This is a genomic window from Luteitalea sp., assembly GCF_022842525.1.
GTDB lineage: Bacteria > Acidobacteriota > Vicinamibacteria > Vicinamibacterales > Vicinamibacteraceae > Luteitalea.
The window spans coordinates 12,318-30,530 of record NZ_JALHPM010000027.1 but is presented as its reverse complement, the minus strand read 5'-3'; the positions used below and the strand labels follow the sequence as shown (position 1 = coordinate 30,530).

Sequence of the window (18,213 nt, the reverse complement as noted above, 5' to 3'; positions counted from 1 at the left end):
AGGCCGGCAGCTCGAGATGTGGAGCGCCGGCCGAGGCCATCGTGCTCGCCACGGGGAGCGAAGACTGCTACCGGTTGGCGAGCTCGGCCAGCACCGTCGGGTTGCTGACCTCGATGCGAGCGCGATGCAGGCGGACGTCCCCGTGGTCCTCGAAGCTCTCCAGCAGGCGGCTGACGACCTCGCGTGTGCTCACGAGTTCGTCGGCCAGCTGCTGGTGCGTGGCATGGAGCTGGGGGCCGCGGTCGATGAGGAGCGCCGCCAGGCGACGGTCGAGTCGCCGGCTCACCAGTGCCTCGAGCAGCGTCAGCAGACCGGCCAGCCGCCCCGCGAAGGCCCCGAACAGCGCTTCCCGAAACGCCGGGGCCTCGACGAGGACGTCCTGGACGACGGCGCCCGACAGAATGACGCCATGCATCTGCTGCTCGACGACGCCACGGACGGGGTACGTCGCGTGTCCGAGGAAGCACGCCGTGGACATGACGCACGGCTCGCCCGGCAGCAACCGGTAGAGCAGCACGTCGTGTCCATTGGCCAGAGGCTTCGAGACGCGAATCACGCCGTCGGACGTCAGGGCGAGGTCCCGGCAGGCATCGCCCACATCGAAGACGACGGTGCCCGGCTGGGCGCGCCATTCCTTCGCCGAGGCTGCGAGCCGGGCGTGGGAGGCCGGCGGCAGGTCGCGCAGCAGGGGCATGGCGTCGAACAGGCGGCTGACGTCCTGGGCTCGTGTCACGGCGACTCAGGCTAGCAGAGGCCGGTGACCCGTGCCACGGGGCGCACCGGCCCTGGGCGTCACGGCGTGTTGACCGTCACGACGTTCGAATACTCGGAGCTGGCTCCGCTGCCGCTGGCCTTCACGCGATACCGATACGCCGTGTTGCGCGCGAGCGCGGCGTCCTTGTAAGCGGCAGCATTGGCAGGCAGTGTCGCGACCGTCGAGAAATTCACGCAGGCGGCTCCGCTGCAGCGTTCGACGATGTACCCGGTCTCCGTCGTCGCGTTGTCCATCCAGGCCAGTTGGACCTCGGCCCGGGTTTTCACACGCCTGGCCCGCGCCGTCAGGCCGGTCGGAGCTGCAGGGGCCGCGGGCTCGCCCGGCGTGGTCAACGACAGGGTGTTGGTGTAGGGCGACGTGCCGAAGGCATTGAAGGCGCTCACTCGCCAGCTGTAGGCCGTCGCCGGGACGAGGCTGGTGTCGTTGAACGTAGAGACGCCGATGCCAGTGACGGCTCGTGTCGCCCAGGCTCCTGGAGTGCTGGCGCAGAACAGCGGCGATCCGGTGCAGCGCTCGAGCGTGAATCCGGTTTCGTTCGACGAGTTGTCGCTCCAGCCCAGGTAGGCGCTGGTGGACGTCAGGTCGAAGTACGACAGCACTGTCGGCTGCGTCGGAATCGTGGGCGCGCCCTGCCCCAGCCGCGCCGTCGTGCCGCCAACGACATAGACCCCGGTGTCGACGTTCGAGAGGGCAATGGCCTGGGCGTAGCCGAACGCGACCGTCTTGGTCCAGCCCGAGGTGCCGTCGCTGTTCACCTTGGATACGGCCATTTCGGACATGGTGCCGGCCGCGAGGTAGGCATTGTCGTTCGCGTCGAGCAGCATGTGCGCGTGCGCGAGGAGGGCCAGCGGACCGTCGGCATCGAGGTTCGACCAGACCAGGGCTCCGCTGGGGTCCACCTTGATGAACGCGGCCCCTGGACTGCCACTGTTCGGGAAGCCGCTGACGACCGGATGGCCGTCGGCGCCGACCTCGATCCGGAACCCGGCGAGCCCGTAGACCCGCCGCCAGACGACGACGCCCGACGGGTTCAGCTTCTCGACGACGGTGCCGCCGTTGGCTACGGACGCGCCGTGCACCAGGTACGCATTGCCCAATGCATCCCCGGCGCTGTCACCCGCCGTCAGGCTCGGCACGCCCGCGTACGCCCAGATCAGGTGGCCGTCCAGGTCAATCTTGGTGTAGCCGGCAAGACTCCCCGTGATCGACTTGCCGGTGATCAGGATGTTCCCGTCGGGCGTCAGCTTGAAATTAAGCGCCGCGCCGATGCCGGCCGCGTCGAAGAACGACCACACAGTCGTCCCGTTCGGCGCAAACTTCTTGACCTTGGTCACGCGGCCCGCCGGGCCGTTGCCCATCCCGAGCGCGTACACGTTGTCGTTGGCATCCACGAGGCACTTCTTCACGGAAGAGCCGTCGAAGCTGCTCTCGTACACCCGCCGCCAGAGCAACTGCCCGGTCGGGGCGAACTTCATCACGATGCTCGCCGCCTCGACCGGATTGGAGTAGCCCGACATCAACGTGCCGCAGACGATGGCGTTCCCGAGACTGTCGGTGGCCACCCAGCTCGCTCGTTCCCACGCCGTGGTGGACTGCTGGTCGAACATCGCCGTCCAGATCAGCAGACCCCGTGCGTCGCGCCTGGTGAGGACCATCTCGGCGCCAAGGGCCTGCTCGTAGTCCACCGTGTAGACGTTATCTGCGTCGTCCAGGGCAATCGAGACGCCGCGCGTCTGCTGGATCCAGTCGAGGGACACCTGGGCCGACGCGTGCGCCTGGCACAGCATGCCGAGTGCAATCGCCACGGCGGCGCTGCGCCGCGCCACCCCACTGATTCGTTGACCGTTCATGTCTCCGCCCTCCGGCTCGTACACCGTTGGCCCAGACAGTGGGTCGCCGATGCAGATCCAGTGTGGCCAGAGAGGTCCCAAACGTCAGTGACCCCGGTCACCAAGGGGGCGACACCAAGCCCACGACTCACTCGAGTTGAGCACGTCGTGGGCGAGCGGCTCAGGGCTCAGGACTCAGGTCCGCCGGAACGATCTCAGAGCCTTGAGCCATGAGCCATGAGCCTGAAGCCACACAAGTGAGCCAGAGGTTAGTCCTGGGCATCCGGTACCGCCAGTCGCCGCAGCCGTTCGGCCAGTGTGTCCCGAAACATCTCCAGCTCTCCGGACGGCAGCGGTTCGAGCATCTGCGGCAGCGGCTCGACAGGGAACTGGCCGAGCAGCCACGCCAGCACGCCGGGATCGATGCTGCCGTCCTTGCTCAGGGCCAGGGAGAGATCCGCCTCCGGCGGGTAGCCGGCGCGGTCCAGGAACAGCAGGTCCACCAGGTCCCGCGGCTCTGAACGGGACAGCACGCACGTCAGCTTGTTGGCGCGCAGATCGGCCAGCGACTCGACTTGCACGCCCTCGACGCAGTCCGGTCCGCCGACGTCGGCCACCGCGTCGAAGACCAGATCGATGTCCACCTCACCGTCGACGCCAGCCAGGACACCGCGCACGAAGGTGCCGGCATCGCGGACGACTCGGACCGTGGCGCCCGCCTCGGCGGCAGCCTCTGGCAGCAATGCCACGGCGTCGCGGTGCACCTGTCGATCGTGAAAGAAGAGATCGGCGTCGCGCGACAGACGATGGCGCAGGTGTACCCCGGCCAGCGCCGCGCCTCCAGCCAGATGAAATGGGGTGCGTACGTGGCAGGCCTGCAGGAAGCGCAGTGTCGAGGGCTGGACTATGCGACGGTCGAAGGTGGCCACGCCTGATCCTCAGGATCGATCCGAAGCAACCAGGCCCACATCGCACGCGTGCGGCCGAGGTGTCGAACCACGTGCGGCCAGTGGGCGCGGATGGTCGCAGGTGTGGTGTAGCGCCAGACATCCCGCGTGTTCGCCTCGCGCAGCAACGCGCCGAGCCAATAGGCGCGGACGGTGATGTCTGGATCGCTCAGGCGTTGCGAGAAGGCGGCCTCGGACAGATCCGTCCACCAGAGGAAGTACGGCCGACCTGTCGCCGGCGCATGCTCCACACGCTGTGACGTGACCATTGGACAATCTTAGCCCGACCAGGTGTCGGAACCTCTCACCGCGCGCCAGCCAGCTTCACCACGATGTCCCAATGGAACTTCACGAACGTGTGCAGGGACGACTCGAGGATGCGTTCCTGGTCGCTGTGGGCGCCGAAGCCCTTCGGGCCGTCTTCGCTGTCGGTGAGCGGGCCGACGCCATAGCACTGCATGCCTTTCGCGCGCAGGAAGGCCATGTCGGTCGCCCCCGTGCTCATCGTCGGCAGCGTGGTCACGTCAGCGCCGTAGTGGGCCTTCACGGCGGCTTCCACGGCGGTGAACGCCTCGGAGTCGATGCGCGAGGGCGGCGCGCCAGGACGCGTGTTACGGAGGTTGCGGGCGACCTCGACCGCCGGGTCGTCGACGACCGTGCGCAAGGCCTCGACCAACCGATCCATGTCTTCGTCGGGCAGCGCGCGGACGTCCAGGGTGGCCGTCGCTTCCGACGGGATGACGTTGACCTGATAGCCGCCCGCGACCATGTTGGGCGAGACCGACGTGCGCAGCATCGAGTTGTGTCGCGGCTCGTTGACGGCGAAGTGCTCCTGGATGGCCGCCGACTGCGCCGGGCTCGTCAGGTGGCGGTAACGCGCGGCCTCCTCGGGACCACTGATGGTCGCGAGGCGCTCGAAGTAGGTCTTCGTGGTCTCGTTCAGGCGCATCGGCGCCTGCCAGTCACCGATGCGGGCGATCGCCTTCGAGAGGTGGACCACGGCATTGGTCCGCAGCGGCACCGATCCGTGCCCCGCCGGTCCACGTGCGGTGAGCGTGACGCCGTAGGGAATCTTCTCGGAGGACTGCACGGAGGCAAAGCGCACCTGTCCGCCGGTGCGCGTCACGCCACCGCCCTCGGCAAAGCAGTACTCGGCGTCGATCTCGGGCCAGTGCTCGTCGACCATGAACTTGATGCCGACCTGGGTGCTCGCTTCCTCGCCGGCTTCGGCCAGGAAGATGACGTCACGATCGAGCGGCACGTTCAGCCGCTTCAACTGCAGCATCACCATCAGCGCCGCGACCACGTTGTCCTTGTCGTCGACGGTGCCCCGGCCGTAGACATAGCCGCCGTCGCGCGTGGCCGAGAACGGCGGGTGTGTCCACTTCGCCGGGTCCACCTTGACGACGTCGGTGTGGCCCATGATGAGCAGCGGCCGCTTCCTGCCGTTGCCTTTCAGGCGGGCCACCAGATTGGGCCGTGCCGGGTCGTTGGCGAAGCGCTTCGTCTCGATGCCCGCCTTCTTCAGCACGCCATCGAGATAGTCCACCACCAGGCCCTCCTTGCCAGGCGGGTTGCTGGTGTCCAGCCGAAGGATGGCCTGGAAGTGTTCCATCGCCTCGGCCTCGAGCCGTGACCAGTCTGGCTGGCCGCCCTGCGCCGCGACGGCAGTTGGCCGGAGTGCGGCGGTGACGAGGAGGGAGACAGCGAGGATGAGGTGTCGGAGGTCTGGGCGCATGTGTCGCATGTCGATGGGGACGCCTCGTCAGGGTGGGCCGTAGGCAGCGTCGAGCACCTGCATGGTATGGCGCACGGGCAGCGAGACACCAGCGCGGGCCAGGCCCGTGGCCATCTGCACGAGGCAGCCGATGTTACCGGCGGCGACGGCCTGCGCCCCGGTCGCGCGGATGGCCTCGGCCTTGCGTGCCCCGAGTGCGGCCGCGATGTCCGGATGCTCGACGTTGTACAGGCCCGCCGACCCGCAGCAGGTGTCTCCCCCCGGAATCTCCACGATCGTCAGGTTCGGGATCGCGCCCAGCAGCGCCCGCGGCGCCCGACGAATGCCCTGGGCATGCGCGAGGTGACAGGCGTCGTGGTAGGCGACGATGACCGGCGACGGCAGGGGCGGCGGCGTGATCAGCCCGAGGGCGTCCAGGTACTCCGAGACATCCTGCACGCGGGCCGAGAACGCGCCCAGCGCCGACGCCTGGGCGCGATCCTCGAACGCGTGGCCGTACTCCTTCATCGCCGAGCCGCAACCGGCGGCGTTGGTGACGATGGCATCGACGTCGACCGGGAAGGCGCGGCTGAGAGCGGTGGCGCGCGCATAGGCTCTGTCGGCCTCGCCACAGTGGAGCGCAAGGGCGCCGCAGCAACCCTGATCCGGTGGCACCACCACCTCGACGCCGTTGGCGGCGAGCACTCGCAGCGTCGCCAGCGAGATCTCCGGATCGAGGGCCTGCTGCACGCAGCCGGCCAGCAGCGCGACCCGACCACGCCGCGGCCCGCGCGCGGGCGTCAGTGCCGGCAGGGTGATCGGTGGCGGCAACTGGTCGGGCAGCAGGGCCACCATCGGCTTCACCCGCGCCGGCAGCATGCGCTCGACGCGTTTGGCCACCTGGCCGAGACGCGCCGCCGCGCGGAACAGGGTGGGCGACTCCAGCGTGTCCAGCAGGACCTGTCGCTGCAGACGATCGAGCAGCGGTTGCGCGCCAGTCTCGGGGCCGGATCGGAACGGCACGATCAGGTCACCGTACGGTACGCCGGAGGGACAGGCCGTGACGCAGCCAAGGCAGCCGAGACACCGGTCGATGTGCGGTTGGGCATCGGCGAGCGTCAGCGTCCCCTCGAGCACCTGCTTCATGAGGACGATGCGGCCCCGGGGTGAGTCCATCTCCTCGCCGAGGACCTGATAGGTCGGGCAGGCCGGGAGGCAGAAGCCGCAATGCACACAGGTTTCCACCGCGCGGGCCATGGCGTCGCGACGGGGAGGCGAAGGGACGGCGGGAATGGAATGCTGCACGGGTCAGGACCAGGAGTGGGCGAGCGCGGCATCGCCGGGAGCAAACCGTCCGCACGGGTCCATCACCGCACGCAGCCGCGATTCGAAAGGGTTGGCGGCTACGGCACCGAGAGCCGGCGCACGGACGGGGCCAGTCACCACGCGTCCTTCGAGCCCCTGACCTCGCAGGATCTCGGCCAGGTCGTCGAGGCTGCCGTCCCACGAGATCCAGGCGAGGTTGCCCGCCACCGTGTAGCGCCGCGCGCCGTCGTAGCCCGTCAGCACGTGATCTAGGGATCGCACCTGCGGCAGAGTCACGGGCACACGCACCAGCGGCACGTCGGGCCGCGCCCAGCTGAACTCGCGCGCCTCACGCCACACCGCCACGTCGTCGTCGCCGCGCAGCACGGTGGCGCGTCCGCCGACGGCGGTCACGAGCGCCGAGACTCGCGCATCGATCGCTTCGGCCGCACCGCCGATCCGCAGCACGAGGTGGCCTGGCGGCGTGATGTCGACGGCTTCGAGGTCGAAGCGTGCCCGCTGCACCCGTGTCATGAGCGTCAGGGCGGTGGCCAGATCACCGGCGGCCGCGCGCACGGTGGCGTGGACCTCAGGCGCCGGGAAGACCTTGAAGGTCACCTCCGCGATCACGCCGAGCGTGCCACCACTGCCGACCATCGCCTGGTGCAGCAGGAAGCCGGCCGCGTTCTTCACGACGGTGCCGCCGCTGTGGATCACGCGTCCCTCGCCGTCCGCGATCCGGGCGCCGATGATGAAGTCGCGGATGCCGCCGAAGCGGTAGCGGCACGACCCGTTGATCCCGGCCGCCACGGTGCCGCCGATCGTCGCGCCGGCCGCGACCAGCGGCGGATCGAACGGCAGGTACTGGCCGTGCGCGGCGAGCGTCTGCTCGAGCACGGCGAGGCGCGTGCCACCGAGCGCCGTGAACGTGCACTCCTCGGGGGTGTACGCGACGATGCCGGCGAGGCCGGAAAGGTCGAGGATCGGGCCATCCGGACGGGCCGCCAGCGCCGACTTGGTGCCGCCGCCGCGCACGACCCACCGTGGCTGCTGCGGGATCGCTGCCGCGAGGTCGTCGATGGAGGTGGGGCGCATCGTCGTCATGCGCGCGAGATCACGCCGGCGCGTTCGAGCGGGTGCAGGCCGTGCGAGGCCGGCGTCTCGAACGACGGATCGAGCTTCTTGCCGGGATTGGCCACGCGATGCGGATCCATCGCGTCGCGCAGGCGCCGCATGCACGCCAGGTCGGTTTCGCTGTACATCTCGCCGAGGAAGGCGCGCTTCTCGAGCCCGACGCCGTGTTCGCCGGTGATCGACCCTCCCAGGCGGATGCACAGCCGGAGAATCTCGGCGGCCAGCACTTCGGCGCGATCGTGGGCACCCGCCTCGCGTCCGTCGTAGAGGATGAGCGGGTGGAGGTTGCCGTCGCCGGCGTGGAAGACGTTGGCGACGCGGATGCCGTGGGCGCGCGACAGCGCCTCGATGGTGGCCAGCGCCTCGCCGAGGCGCGCGCGGGGCACCACCCCGTCCTGGACGATGAAGTCGGGACTCAGGCGACCGACCGCGGAGAAGGCGCTCTTGCGGCCCTTCCAGATTCGCGCGCGCTCGTCTTCATCGGCGGCCACGCGCGTGTGCGTGGCGCCAGACACCGTGATGATGCGCATGAGGCGGTCGAACTCGGCGGCCACCTGCGCCTCCTCGCCCTCGCACTCGACAATCAGCAGGGCCGCGGCGTCGGCCGGGTAGCCCGCGTGCACGGCCGCTTCGGCCGCGTCCATCGCGAGGCGATCCATGATCTCCATCGCGCCGGGCAGCAGCCCCGACTCGATGATCCGCGACACCGCGTCACCCGCGCGCTGCAGGCTGTCATAGGCGGCGAGCAGGGTGCGATACACCGCCGGCCGCGTCACCAGCCGGAGCGTGATCTCGAGGGCGACGCCGAACAGCCCCTCTGATCCGACGAACAGTCCCGTCAGGTCGGGGCCGCTCTGCTCGAGGCTGTCGCCCCCGAGCATGGCCACCGTGCCATCCCCCAGCACGACCTTCAGCCCAAGCACATGGTTGGCCGTCATGCCGTGACGGAAGCAGTGCGCCCCGCCGGAGTTGAAGGCGACGTTGCCGCCGATCGTGCACACCGACTGGCTCGACGGATCGGGCGCGTAGTAGAGCCCGTGCGGCGCCGCGAGGGCCGTGACCGCGAGGTTGACGACCCCGGGTTCGACGACGGCGAGCCTGGCGTCGGGATCGAACCGCAGGACGCGATTCATGCGGTTGAGGGCGATGACGACCCCATCCTCGATCGGCACCGCGCCGCCCGACAGGCTCGTGCCGCTGCCGCGCGCCATGAAGGGCACACGGGCCTGGTGACACAGACGGACGGTCGCGATGACCTCCTCGGCCGATTCGGCCAGGACCACGGCACAGGGCCGGGCCCGGTAGGCGGTGAGGCCATCGAACTCGTAGGGCGCCAGGGCGCCGGGTCGGGTCAGCAACCGGTCGGCAGGGATCAGGCGGCCGAGCGCCGGCAGCAGGTCCGCGCGGAGCATCCCTGCAGTCTATACTGCGCCCCGTGTGGAGCCAGACGTATGACCCGTTCGGACAGCCGTGGCTGTCGACCCTCTGCGCCGCGTTGCCCGTCGTGGCCCTGCTCGGGTCGCTGGCCTTCCTCAAACTGCAGGCGCACGTCGCGGCGCTGATCGGCCTGGTCACGTCCCTGGTGGTCGCCATCCTGCTGTTCGGCATGCCGACGTCGATGGCCCTGGCGAGCGCGGGCTACGGCCTGGCGTATGGCGTGCTGCCGATCGGCTGGATCGTCCTCAACGTCATCTTTCTCTATCGCCTCACCGAGCAGCGCGGCCTCTTCGGCACGCTGCGACAGAGCATCACGCACGTCACCACCGATGCGCGGCTGCAACTGCTGCTGGTGGCGTTCGCGTTCGGGGCCTTCTTCGAGGGCGCGGCCGGGTTCGGCACGCCGGTGGCCGTGACCGGTGCCCTGCTGATGGGGCTGGGGTTCGCGCCGCTGGCGGCCTCCGGCCTGTCGCTCATCGCCAACACGGCGCCCGTGGCATTCGGGGCGCTCGGCACGCCGATCATCGCGCTCAGCGCGGTGAGCGGACTCGACCTGCTCGCCCTGAGCGGCATGGTCGGCCGTCAGTTGCCGCTGTTCTCGGTCATCGTCCCGTTCTGGTTGATCGCCGCCTTCGCGGGCTGGCGCGGCATGGTCGGCATCTGGCCGGCCATCCTCGCGGCCGGCCTGCCGTTCGCCATCCTTCAGGGACTGGTGTCCAATCTGCACGGGCCGTGGCTCGTCGACGTCGTGGCATCGATCGCCTCGATGGGGACGCTGGTGCTGTTCCTCCGCGTGTGGCATCCCTCCGACGGCTGGACACCCGGCGATCGGCTCGGGGCTCGCAAGGACGAGGGCGTGGCCATGCCGGCGCGGGCCGAGGTCGTGCGCGCCTGGGTGCCGTGGGCGATTCTCAGCGTCCTCGTCTTCGTGTGGGGGCTGCCCCCCGTCAAGACGGCCCTCGATGCGTGGACGACGATTCGCGTGCCGGTGCCGGGGCTGCACAATTTGATCGAGCGCGTCCCGCCCGTGGTCGCCGCCGCCGCGCAGGAGCCGGCGCTGTTCGCCGTGTCGTGGCTGTCGGCCACCGGGACGGGCATCTTCATCGCCGCCATCCTCGCGGGGCTCGTGATGGGATGCTCCGTCGTCGAGCTGGCCACCACCTACTGGCGCACGCTCCGGCTCGTGCGCACGTCGCTGGTCACCATCTCCGTGATGATGGCCATCGGGTTCACGACCCGCTACTCGGGCCTCGATGCGACGCTGGGCCTGGCGTTTGCCGGCACCGGCGTGCTGTATCCCTTCTTCGGCACGATGCTCGGCTGGCTGGGGGTGGCGCTCACCGGCTCGGACACCTCGTCCAACGTCCTGTTCGGCAGCCTGCAGCGCATCACGGCCGAGCAACTCGGTCTCAACCCGGTGCTGATGGCGGCCTCCAACAGTTCCGGCGGCGTTATGGGCAAGATGATCGACGCCCAGAGCATCGTCGTCGCGAGCACGGCGACGCAGTGGTACGGGCACGAGGGCGACATCCTGCGCTACGTCTTCTGGCACAGCCTGGTGCTGGCGTCGCTGGTGGGCGGCCTCGTGCTGCTGCAGGCCTACGTGTGGCCGTTCACGCAGCTCGTCTGGTAGCGCTGACGGTGATGGCCCGTTCCCGTCGTTGGGTAGGGCCCGTTCTCCGAACGGGCCGTCATGAACCCGATCTCGTGGTGACAGGGGATCTGACGATGACGGCCGGCTCGGAGAGCCGGCCCTACCCACGACTGCCGTCACGTCAGACCACCCCGACGCGATAGAATCCGGGCCGTGAGCCTCATCCCCACCACCGACCGTCTGTTGCTCGGCCCCGGTCCGAGCCCCGTCCTGCCCCGCGTCCTCCAGGCGATGACCGCGCCGCAGCGCAGCCATCTCGATCCGGACATGCTCGCCCTGCTCGACGACCTGCGTCGGCGCCTGCACGGGCTCTTCAACGTCAACGCCGAGGGCATCGCGTTCGCGGTGTCGGGGACGGGGTCGTCCGGGCTGGAGACGGCCGTCGCCAATGTCGTCGCGCCAGGCGACCGCGTGCTCTGCATCGTGACCGGGTACTTCGGGGATCGGCTCGCCCAGGTGTGCGAGCGGTATGGCGCCGAGGTCACGCGCCTCACGGGTGAGTGGGGCCGGGCGATCGACCCCGAGCAGGTGCGCGTGGCGATGGAGCACGCGCCGTTCAGGGCGGTCACGGTGGTGCACGCCGAGACGTCGACCGGCGTGCTGCAGCCGGTGCAGGCCATCGCCGCGATCGCCCGCGAGCACGGCGTCACCAGCATCGTCGACGCCGTGACGTCGCTCGGCGCGCATCCGGTGGACGTCGACGGCTGGGGCCTCGACGTCGTCTACAGCTGCAGCCAGAAGGGCGTCGGTGCGCCGTCCGGCTTCGCCCCGATTGCCTTCAACGCCGCCACACGGGCCGCGGCGAAGAGCCGCAGCTTCTATCTCGACCTGCCGCTGCTCGAAGGCTACTGGATCAAGCGCGGCTATCACCACACCATCTCGACGCCGCTCGTCTATGCGCTGCACGAGGCGCTGGCGGTGATCGACGAAGAGACCATGCCGGCGCGGTCGGCGCGGCACGCGCGGGTGCACGGCGAGTTCGTCGGCGCGCTGGCCGAGATGGGCCTGTCGGTGCTGCCGCCCGAGGGCGAGCGGCTGTGGACCCTCAACGCGGTGCGCATCCCCGAGCGCGTGACCGACGAAGCCAAGGTGCGCGTCGCCCTGCGCGACACGCATGGCATCGAGATCGGCGCCGGCCTCGGCCCGCTGGCGGGCAAGGTCTGGCGCGTCGGCCTGATGGGTGCCGGTGCGACCAGCGAGAACGTGCAGCGCCTCGTCGCGGCGTTGAAGACGGAGATCGGCTAGGCCGGCCCCGGCAGCTGGCCGCCCCAGACTCCGGGGCCGAAGTACCGCAGCGTGACCAGCGGCTCGGTGTGTGACGTGTTGGTGAACGTCACCCCGTGCCGCGCCCCCGGCTCGCTGCAGAACCACTCGTCGTCGGTCAACTCGCCGAACCGGATGAGTGTCGGACTGGCGAGTGGCTCGCCGTTGATGGTGCCCATCCCCTGCACGCAGGTCAGGCCGAACGCGCCCGCGTCACCGATCGTGCACGTCGCGCCGGGGGCGAGCGTCAGTTCCTTGGCCGAGAACAGGTCGTCGCCTCCGATGCGGCCGTAGACCACCCACCGATCGACGAAGCCCTGGCCGGCCGACGCTTCGCGCGGCCGCAGCAGGTGCGTCTCGCGGAACGACGGATCGAGATTGGCCTCCCAGTCCAGCTGCTCGACCAGGTAGTCGAGATCCTGGTGGTGCTGGGCGGGCACGTCCTGCACCAGCAGATCCCATGGGATGGCGTGGCCATCCACGAGCGACTGGTACATCGCCAGCACATCCGACGCCCACTGCGGCTCGTACGTGCAGAGCGAACCCGGCGCGTGCAGCAGGCGCGGCGGCACCAGCCAGCCGGTGCCGAGCTCCAGGCGCGAGGCCTGCGAGAGGTCCAGGATGCCGTTGTCGCCGGCGCGCCAGCGCTCGAGACAGCGACGCACCTCGGCCTTCGTCGTGCCCGGCGCCAGGCCGAAGAAGGTGAAGGGGAAATCGTTGCCGCGCGGGTTCATCTGCGGCGGGAAGTAGTACCCCTCGGGTTTGGCCTCGCGTCCGACGAGCGCGGCCTGGGCCGCATCCTGGTGCATGTGGTGGGGAATCGGCCCGCGGTTGTCGAAGAACTTGGCAAAGACCGGCCAGCGCTGGTACCGGCTCCAGATGGGCTCACCCACGAGGCTCGCGCCACACTCGGCGACGGCATCGCGCAGCAGGACGCGATCGTCGCCGATCACCGCATACGACAGTCCCTCGTCGGGCACGCGGCCGGCATTGGTGGCCTCGATGGTCGACGCGAACCAGCGCTCGTCGATGCCGCCGCGCTCGAGACCGAACGCATACAGGTCGTCGGGATGCAGCTTCAGGCGTCGCCCGGGCTGCACGAAGGCTCGCGGCACCCAGCAGGGCGAGAGCCGCAGCAGACCTTGCGTGCGGGCGAGCTCCCGCTCGACGAGTGGGCCGATGTCACCTGTGCGAGTCGTCAGCGTGTCAGTCATGGCGTACGGGTGGGGAGGGCGCGGAACGTGCGACCGATGGCGTCGATCTTGTCGGGGTTGGTGCGCAGCCCGCCCCAGTTGAACACCATCACGCCCGTGGAGGGACGCCGCGCGCCTTCGGTGAGGACCGTGTCGATCTGCGCGACCGGCACGGGGGTGCCCCAGTCCGCGATCTGCACGATCGGCCAGATGCGATGACGCTCGCCGGGACGTCCCTCGACGCCGAGATGGCGGCCGAGCCACTGCACCTGCCGCGAGATCCAGGCCGGGTCGTCGGCATGACCGAAGCGGGCGTGGTACGGCATGGGGCTGAAGACGTCGATGTAGGCCGCCTGGGCCCGCAGGTCGATGGCCAGCTTCTGCAGGCGCGCGCCCTGCTGGTCCTCGTCACTCCACGCGTTGTGAAAGGTGCCGAGCAGGGCAGTCGGCCGCACCTCGTCGCGGATGGCATCGAACTCGCGCACCCAGTCCGTGAAGACGCCGAGGCGCCAGCGCACCCAGGCGTCACGGTGCGTCGACAGCAGCCGCGTGGCGCGCTCGCGTGTCGACGCCGCAGGCAGCGTGATGCCGGTGGCCTGCTGGAAGCGCTGCAGGCAGCGCGTGCAGAAGCACGTGTCGGGCATCTCCGGCACGGCCTGCTCCCAGCTGGCGTGGGCGTGGTGGTAGTCGAGCCACACACCGTCGATGGCGAATCGCGTCAGCAACTCCCGGAACGCCGCCATCCGCGACTGTCGATAGCCCTCGTGCGTCGGGCACACCCCCTGCCAGCCATTCGGCGGCGGGCTGACCTGGCCGTCGCTGCCCACCGGCGCCGCGTCGGGGTGGGCCTTGACGTAGTCGGCGACGTGCATCGTGTTGAACTCCGCGTACACCTGCACCTGCTGCTGGCGCAGCAGCGCGAGCCGCTCGTCGGTGATGCTGCCCGAGCCCAACCACACCGCATCGACGCCGAACGCCCGCAGCGAACTCCCGGAGTCGAGAATCTCCTGCGGCACGCCTCCGTAGATACCGCGGACGACCCCGGCCGGCGCGGCGGGCGCGAGCGGCTGGTCGGCGGCGACGACAGCGAGGCCGGTCGCGACGAGCCACGGCAGGACGACAAGGGCGACACGTGGGGGCGTGAGGTGCATGCGCCCATGCTAGCCCGGCGTGGCCTATGATGGGCCCGCATGCCCCAACACCGCATCGTCGTCACCGGAGGCAGCGGCAAGCTTGGCCGCGTGGTCGTGCAGGACCTCGTCGATCACGGGTACGACGTCATCAACGTCGATCTCGCGCCGCCCGCCCACGCCGTCTGCCCGTTCCTGCGGGCTGACCTCGCCGACTACGGGCAGGTGGTCGATGCCATCTCGTCGCACCCGTCGGTCGGGGCCGGCGAGAGCGCCGAGCTGGTGGTGCCGCATGCGGTCGTGCACCTCGCGGCGGTGCCGGCGCCGCGGCTCAAGCCGAACGCCGAGACCTTCCGCAACAACACCGTCAGCGACTACAACGTCTTCGAGGCCAGTCGGCGCCTGGGCGTCAAGAAGGTCGTCTACGCCAGCAGCGAGACGGTGCTCGGCCTGCCGTTCGCCGACCCGCCGCCGTACGCGCCGATCGACGAAGCGGCGCCGCCCTGCCCCAACAGCGCCTATTCCCTGGCCAAGCTGCTGATGGAGACCTCGGCCGCGCAGATGTGCCGCTGGGATCCGGCCCTGTCGATGATCGGGTTGCGCTTCTCGAACGTGATGGAGCCGCACGACTACGCCCGCTTCCCGGCCTACGAGGCCGATCCCGCGAGTCGTCTGTGGAACCTGTGGGGGTACATCGATGCGCGCGACGGTGCGCAGGCCGTCCGGCTGGCCATCGAGCGCGGCCAGCCAGGCGCCCACGTCTACATCATCGCGAACGCCGACACGGTCGTCAGCCAGCCCAGTGCCTCGCTGATACAGACGTACTTTCCGGGCGTACCCATGCGGCCGCTCTCGGACGACCACGCCACACTCCTGTCCATCGACAAGGCCCGACGCGACCTCGGGTACGCCCCGCAGTACAGCTGGAGACACGCCTCGTGAATCGCCGACACTTCCTCACCTCATCGGCTGGCCTCGCGGCCGGCGTTGGCCTTGGCGCCGACCTCGCGTCGGCTGCGCAGACGCCTGCGCCGACACCCGCCGCTCCCGCGCCGCCGGGGGCGCGCCGGCAGGAACCCGCGCCACCCGTGTCGTCGCTCGACTTCCGGACGACCCTGCGGAAGGCCCTGATCGCGGCGCCGACCGAGGACGACCTGAAGCGGATGAAGGACGCCGGCTTCGATGGCGTCGAGGGTCGAGTGATGCCGGTGCCGCAGGCGGCGCAGATGCGCGAGGCCGCCGAGAAGCTCGGGATGCGCATCCACTCGGTCCTCTACGGCTGGGCAGAGTTCAACAGCCCGGACCGTGCCGACGTCGATCGCACCTTCACCGAGAGCCAGGCGGCGTTGCAGACGGCGCAGGCGTTCGGCGCCGAGACCGTGCTGCTCGTGCCGTGTCGCATCGGCGGGCAGGGCGCGGGGCCACGGCGACCCGGCACGTTCGCCGGCGGGCCACCGTTGCGCATTCCCCGCCCCTGGGAGTTCCAGCCCACGTTCGACCCGGCCACGGGCCATCTCTCGAAGATCGTCTACGGCGACAACGCGCCCTACGCTGATTACATCAAGGCACACAACCACGCCACCGACGCCTCGCGCGAGTGGGTCACGCGGCTGATTCCGACGGCGGAGAAGACCGGCGTGGTCATCGCCCTCGAGAACGTCAGCAACAACCTGTGGGTGACGCCGGAGCTGTTCCGGCACTTCGTGGCGTCGTTCAGGAGTCCGTGGGTCAAGGCCTACTACGACATCGGCAACCACGTGCGCTTCGCGCCACCCGAGCAGTGGATTCTCACGCTCGGCGATCTGATCGCGAAGATCCACGTCAAGGACTACCTCCTCGATCCGGCCGACCCGGACGGCCGCGGCCGCTCGGTCAACATCCGCGAGGGCAGCGTGCGCTGGCCGGTGTTGCGGCAGGCGCTCGAGTCCATCAGCTACACCGGCTGGATGACCATCGAGAGCAACGGCGACATCCCGTTCGAGGAGCGCAACCGCCGCCTCGACCTGATTCTCGCGGGCAAATGAGGCCCACCGTCCCCCTGTCGGCCCGTTCGGAGAACGGGCCCTACCCCCGCGAAGAGCACCCATGAGCACGCACGACGAGTCCCGTCCAGTCACGACGCCGGTCCGCGACATCTCGAGGCGCCAGTTCCTCACGCAGGCGGCCAGCACGGGCGCCGCGGTCACGATCGTGCCGAGGCACGTGCTCGGGCGCGGCCTGCAGGCGCCGAGCGACACGGTCAACGTCGCCGTCGTCGGCGTCAGCGGCATGGGCGCGAGCAACACGCGCGCGGTGATGAGCCAGAACATCGTCGCCTTCTGCGACGTGGACATGGCGCTGCTCGATGCCCGCATCGCGCGCTGGGGGCAGGAGGCGGCGCCTGGCGCGCCGAGCCGGCCGGTTGCTCGCCCGGCCACGCCGGGCTGGGCGGCGTGGCAGGACTGGGGCAGCACGAAGGCACAAGCGGAGGCCAACGCGCGCGTGCCCGCCGAAGACGCCGCCGCCAACCTCCAGAAGTTCGTCGCGTCGTCGTCGCGCATCCGCAAGTACGCCGACTATCGCGAGATGCTGGCGCAACAGAAGGATATCGACGCGGTCATCATCGCCACTCCCGACCACATGCATGCGGTGATCGCATCCGCGGCGATGGACCTCGGCAAGCACGTCTACGTGCAGAAGCCGATGGCGTGGTGCGTGTCGGAGTCGCGGCATCTGGCGCGCCGTGCCGCCGAGACGAAGGTGCAGGCCCAGTGCGGCAACCAGCGGCATTCGGCCGACGAGAATCGCCGCGGCGTCGACTACATCACGTCCGGCGTCATCGGTGACGTCACCCAGGTGCACGTCTGGACGAACCGGCCGATCTGGCCCCAGGGCATCCCGCGCCCGTCCGCGACAGCGGCCGAGGGGCGCGGCGGGCGCCTCAGCCAGCAGTCACTGATGCAGGCCGCCGTCAACACGACGGCTGGGACGCCGCCGCCACCGTCCACGCTGTCCTGGGACCTGTTCCTCGGCGTGGCGCCGGCGGTGGAGTACAGCCCGCTCTACCACCCGTTCAACTGGCGCGGCTGGGTGGACTGGGGGCAGGGCGCACTCGGCGACATGGGCGCCCATCTGATCGACTTCCCGGTCTGGGCCCTCGACCTCGACCTGCCGACGACGGTGGAGACGACGTCCACGCCGTTCAACGACGTGACGTTCCCGCTGGCGACGATGACGCACTACGACTTCCCGGCCAAGGGGACTCGCCCTGCGGTGCGGCTGACGTGGTACGACGGCGGCTTCATGCCGCCCACGCCGGAGGAACTCGAGGGTGACGCCCGGCTCGTGGCGTCCGGCGGCATCCTCTACGTCGGCACGAAGGGGAAGCTGCTCTGCAACGAAGGCATGCCGACACGCCTGCTGCCCGCCAGCCTGCACAACACCACCGGCGCCCCGCGGGAGCGGCTGGCCCGCGTGCCGCACCAGGGCCACGAGATGAACTGGATCCGGGCGATCAAGGGCCAGGACACGCTGTCGAGCCCGTTCTCGTACGCAGCGCACCTGCACGAGATCATGCTCCTCGGGCTGGTGTCGCTGCGGGCGCGGTCGAAGATCCACTACGACGCGGCGAACATGCGCGTCACCCACAACGCCAACGCCAACCAGTTCCTGACGCGGGAGTATCGGACGGGGTGGGCTCTGTGAATGCCGAATGCTGGATGCTGAACGGTCGACCTGAAGGTCGACCGCTACAGTCGACGGCGGAGCCGTCGATCACTGCCACGCGTCGCGGGTGCACGGTGACTGGAAGCAGTCACGAGCGGCGACAGGCGTGTCGAACCCTCCGGGT

At 69.8% G+C, this 18,213-nt stretch carries 15 protein-coding genes; 5 read left to right on the top strand and 10 right to left on the bottom strand.

The window, feature by feature from the left end:
- Positions 1-67 precede the first annotated feature (67 nt).
- The 8 genes from Q0C41_RS07955 to Q0C41_RS07920 form a co-directional block, all read right to left on the bottom strand.
- Complete coding sequence (locus Q0C41_RS07955) at positions 68-733, bottom strand: Crp/Fnr family transcriptional regulator (RefSeq protein WP_291982595.1); 666 nt, start codon at positions 731-733, stop codon at positions 68-70.
- 59 nt (positions 734-792) lie between these two features.
- Positions 793-2,625 carry a fibronectin type III domain-containing protein gene (locus Q0C41_RS07950; RefSeq protein WP_291982593.1) on the bottom strand — a complete coding sequence of 611 codons (1,833 nt, stop codon included), beginning with the start codon at positions 2,623-2,625 and terminating at the stop codon, positions 793-795.
- 248 nt (positions 2,626-2,873) lie between these two features.
- Complete coding sequence (locus Q0C41_RS07945; protein ID WP_291982591.1) at positions 2,874-3,533, bottom strand: nucleotidyl transferase AbiEii/AbiGii toxin family protein; 660 nt, start codon at positions 3,531-3,533, stop codon at positions 2,874-2,876.
- The gene (locus Q0C41_RS07940; RefSeq protein WP_291982589.1) at positions 3,509-3,820 is read right to left on the bottom strand and encodes a hypothetical protein; all 312 of its coding nucleotides are present in this window, start codon (positions 3,818-3,820) and stop codon (positions 3,509-3,511) included. Before Q0C41_RS07940 ends, Q0C41_RS07945 begins: the two co-directional genes overlap by 25 nt.
- Before the next feature lie 35 nt (positions 3,821-3,855).
- The gene (locus Q0C41_RS07935; RefSeq protein WP_291982587.1) at positions 3,856-5,289 is read right to left on the bottom strand and encodes a M20/M25/M40 family metallo-hydrolase; all 1,434 of its coding nucleotides are present in this window, start codon (positions 5,287-5,289) and stop codon (positions 3,856-3,858) included.
- Positions 5,290-5,316: 27 nt separating this feature from the next.
- On the bottom strand, positions 5,317-6,525 hold the full coding sequence (locus Q0C41_RS07930; protein ID WP_291982584.1) for a heterodisulfide reductase-related iron-sulfur binding cluster: 1,209 nt from the start codon (positions 6,523-6,525) through the stop codon (positions 5,317-5,319).
- A 51-nt stretch (positions 6,526-6,576) separates the two neighbouring features.
- Positions 6,577-7,677, bottom strand: coding sequence for an FAD-binding protein (locus tag Q0C41_RS07925; RefSeq protein WP_291982582.1), 1,101 nt, complete (start codon positions 7,675-7,677; stop codon positions 6,577-6,579).
- The gene (locus Q0C41_RS07920) at positions 7,674-9,119 is read right to left on the bottom strand and encodes an FAD-linked oxidase C-terminal domain-containing protein (RefSeq protein WP_291982580.1); all 1,446 of its coding nucleotides are present in this window, start codon (positions 9,117-9,119) and stop codon (positions 7,674-7,676) included. The genes Q0C41_RS07925 and Q0C41_RS07920 overlap by 4 nt, the downstream gene beginning before the upstream one ends.
- A 23-nt stretch (positions 9,120-9,142) precedes the next feature.
- Here Q0C41_RS07920 and Q0C41_RS07915 point away from each other — a divergent pair, with 23 nt between their 5' ends.
- Positions 9,143-10,777: an L-lactate permease gene (locus tag Q0C41_RS07915; RefSeq protein WP_291982578.1), complete on the top strand. Its 1,635-nt coding sequence runs from the start codon at positions 9,143-9,145 to the stop codon at positions 10,775-10,777.
- Between the two features lie 174 nt (positions 10,778-10,951).
- Positions 10,952-12,043: an alanine--glyoxylate aminotransferase family protein gene (locus Q0C41_RS07910; protein WP_291982576.1), complete on the top strand. Its 1,092-nt coding sequence runs from the start codon at positions 10,952-10,954 to the stop codon at positions 12,041-12,043.
- On the opposite strand, the gene Q0C41_RS07905 is transcribed toward Q0C41_RS07910, so the two are convergent.
- Together Q0C41_RS07905 and Q0C41_RS07900 are read right to left on the bottom strand one after the other, a co-directional pair.
- Positions 12,040-13,275, bottom strand: coding sequence for a hypothetical protein (locus Q0C41_RS07905; RefSeq protein ID WP_291982574.1), 1,236 nt, complete (start codon positions 13,273-13,275; stop codon positions 12,040-12,042). The genes Q0C41_RS07910 and Q0C41_RS07905 overlap by 4 nt on opposite strands.
- Positions 13,272-14,405, bottom strand: coding sequence for a hypothetical protein (locus Q0C41_RS07900; protein ID WP_291982573.1), 1,134 nt, complete (start codon positions 14,403-14,405; stop codon positions 13,272-13,274). The genes Q0C41_RS07905 and Q0C41_RS07900 overlap by 4 nt, the downstream gene beginning before the upstream one ends.
- A 39-nt stretch (positions 14,406-14,444) precedes the next feature.
- Between Q0C41_RS07900 and Q0C41_RS07895 the strand changes: the two genes are divergently transcribed.
- The 3 genes from Q0C41_RS07895 (at position 14,445) to Q0C41_RS07885 (ending at position 18,068) form a co-directional block, all read left to right on the top strand.
- Entirely contained in the window at positions 14,445-15,326 is an 882-nt protein-coding gene (locus Q0C41_RS07895) for an NAD(P)-dependent oxidoreductase (RefSeq protein WP_291982572.1), read from the top strand.
- The gene (locus Q0C41_RS07890; RefSeq protein ID WP_291982571.1) at positions 15,323-16,408 is read left to right on the top strand and encodes a sugar phosphate isomerase/epimerase; all 1,086 of its coding nucleotides are present in this window, start codon (positions 15,323-15,325) and stop codon (positions 16,406-16,408) included. Before Q0C41_RS07895 ends, Q0C41_RS07890 begins: the two co-directional genes overlap by 4 nt.
- Before the next feature lie 61 nt (positions 16,409-16,469).
- On the top strand, positions 16,470-18,068 hold the full coding sequence (locus Q0C41_RS07885) for a Gfo/Idh/MocA family oxidoreductase (RefSeq protein ID WP_291982570.1): 1,599 nt from the start codon (positions 16,470-16,472) through the stop codon (positions 18,066-18,068).
- Positions 18,069-18,213 lie beyond the last annotated feature (145 nt).

Bases quoted from the DNA above. Each gene is read 5' to 3' on its own strand.
- Q0C41_RS07895 (WP_291982572.1), top strand. From the start codon at position 14,445: ATGCCCCAACACCGCATCGTCGTCACCGGAGGCAGCGGCAAGCTTGGC.
- Q0C41_RS07920 (WP_291982580.1), bottom strand. From the start codon at position 9,119: ATGCTCCGCGCGGACCTGCTGCCGGCGCTCGGCCGCCTGATCCCTGCC.
- Q0C41_RS07905 (WP_291982574.1), bottom strand. From the start codon at position 13,275: ATGACTGACACGCTGACGACTCGCACAGGTGACATCGGCCCACTCGTC.
- Q0C41_RS07885 (WP_291982570.1), top strand. From the start codon at position 16,470: ATGAGCACGCACGACGAGTCCCGTCCAGTCACGACGCCGGTCCGCGAC.
- Q0C41_RS07950 (WP_291982593.1), bottom strand. From the start codon at position 2,625: ATGAACGGTCAACGAATCAGTGGGGTGGCGCGGCGCAGCGCCGCCGTG.
- Q0C41_RS07930 (WP_291982584.1), bottom strand. From the start codon at position 6,525: ATGGCCCGCGCGGTGGAAACCTGTGTGCATTGCGGCTTCTGCCTCCCG.
- Q0C41_RS07900 (WP_291982573.1), bottom strand. From the start codon at position 14,405: ATGCACCTCACGCCCCCACGTGTCGCCCTTGTCGTCCTGCCGTGGCTC.
- Q0C41_RS07925 (WP_291982582.1), bottom strand. From the start codon at position 7,677: ATGACGACGATGCGCCCCACCTCCATCGACGACCTCGCGGCAGCGATC.
- Q0C41_RS07940 (WP_291982589.1), bottom strand. From the start codon at position 3,820: ATGGTCACGTCACAGCGTGTGGAGCATGCGCCGGCGACAGGTCGGCCG.
- Q0C41_RS07935 (WP_291982587.1), bottom strand. From the start codon at position 5,289: ATGCGCCCAGACCTCCGACACCTCATCCTCGCTGTCTCCCTCCTCGTC.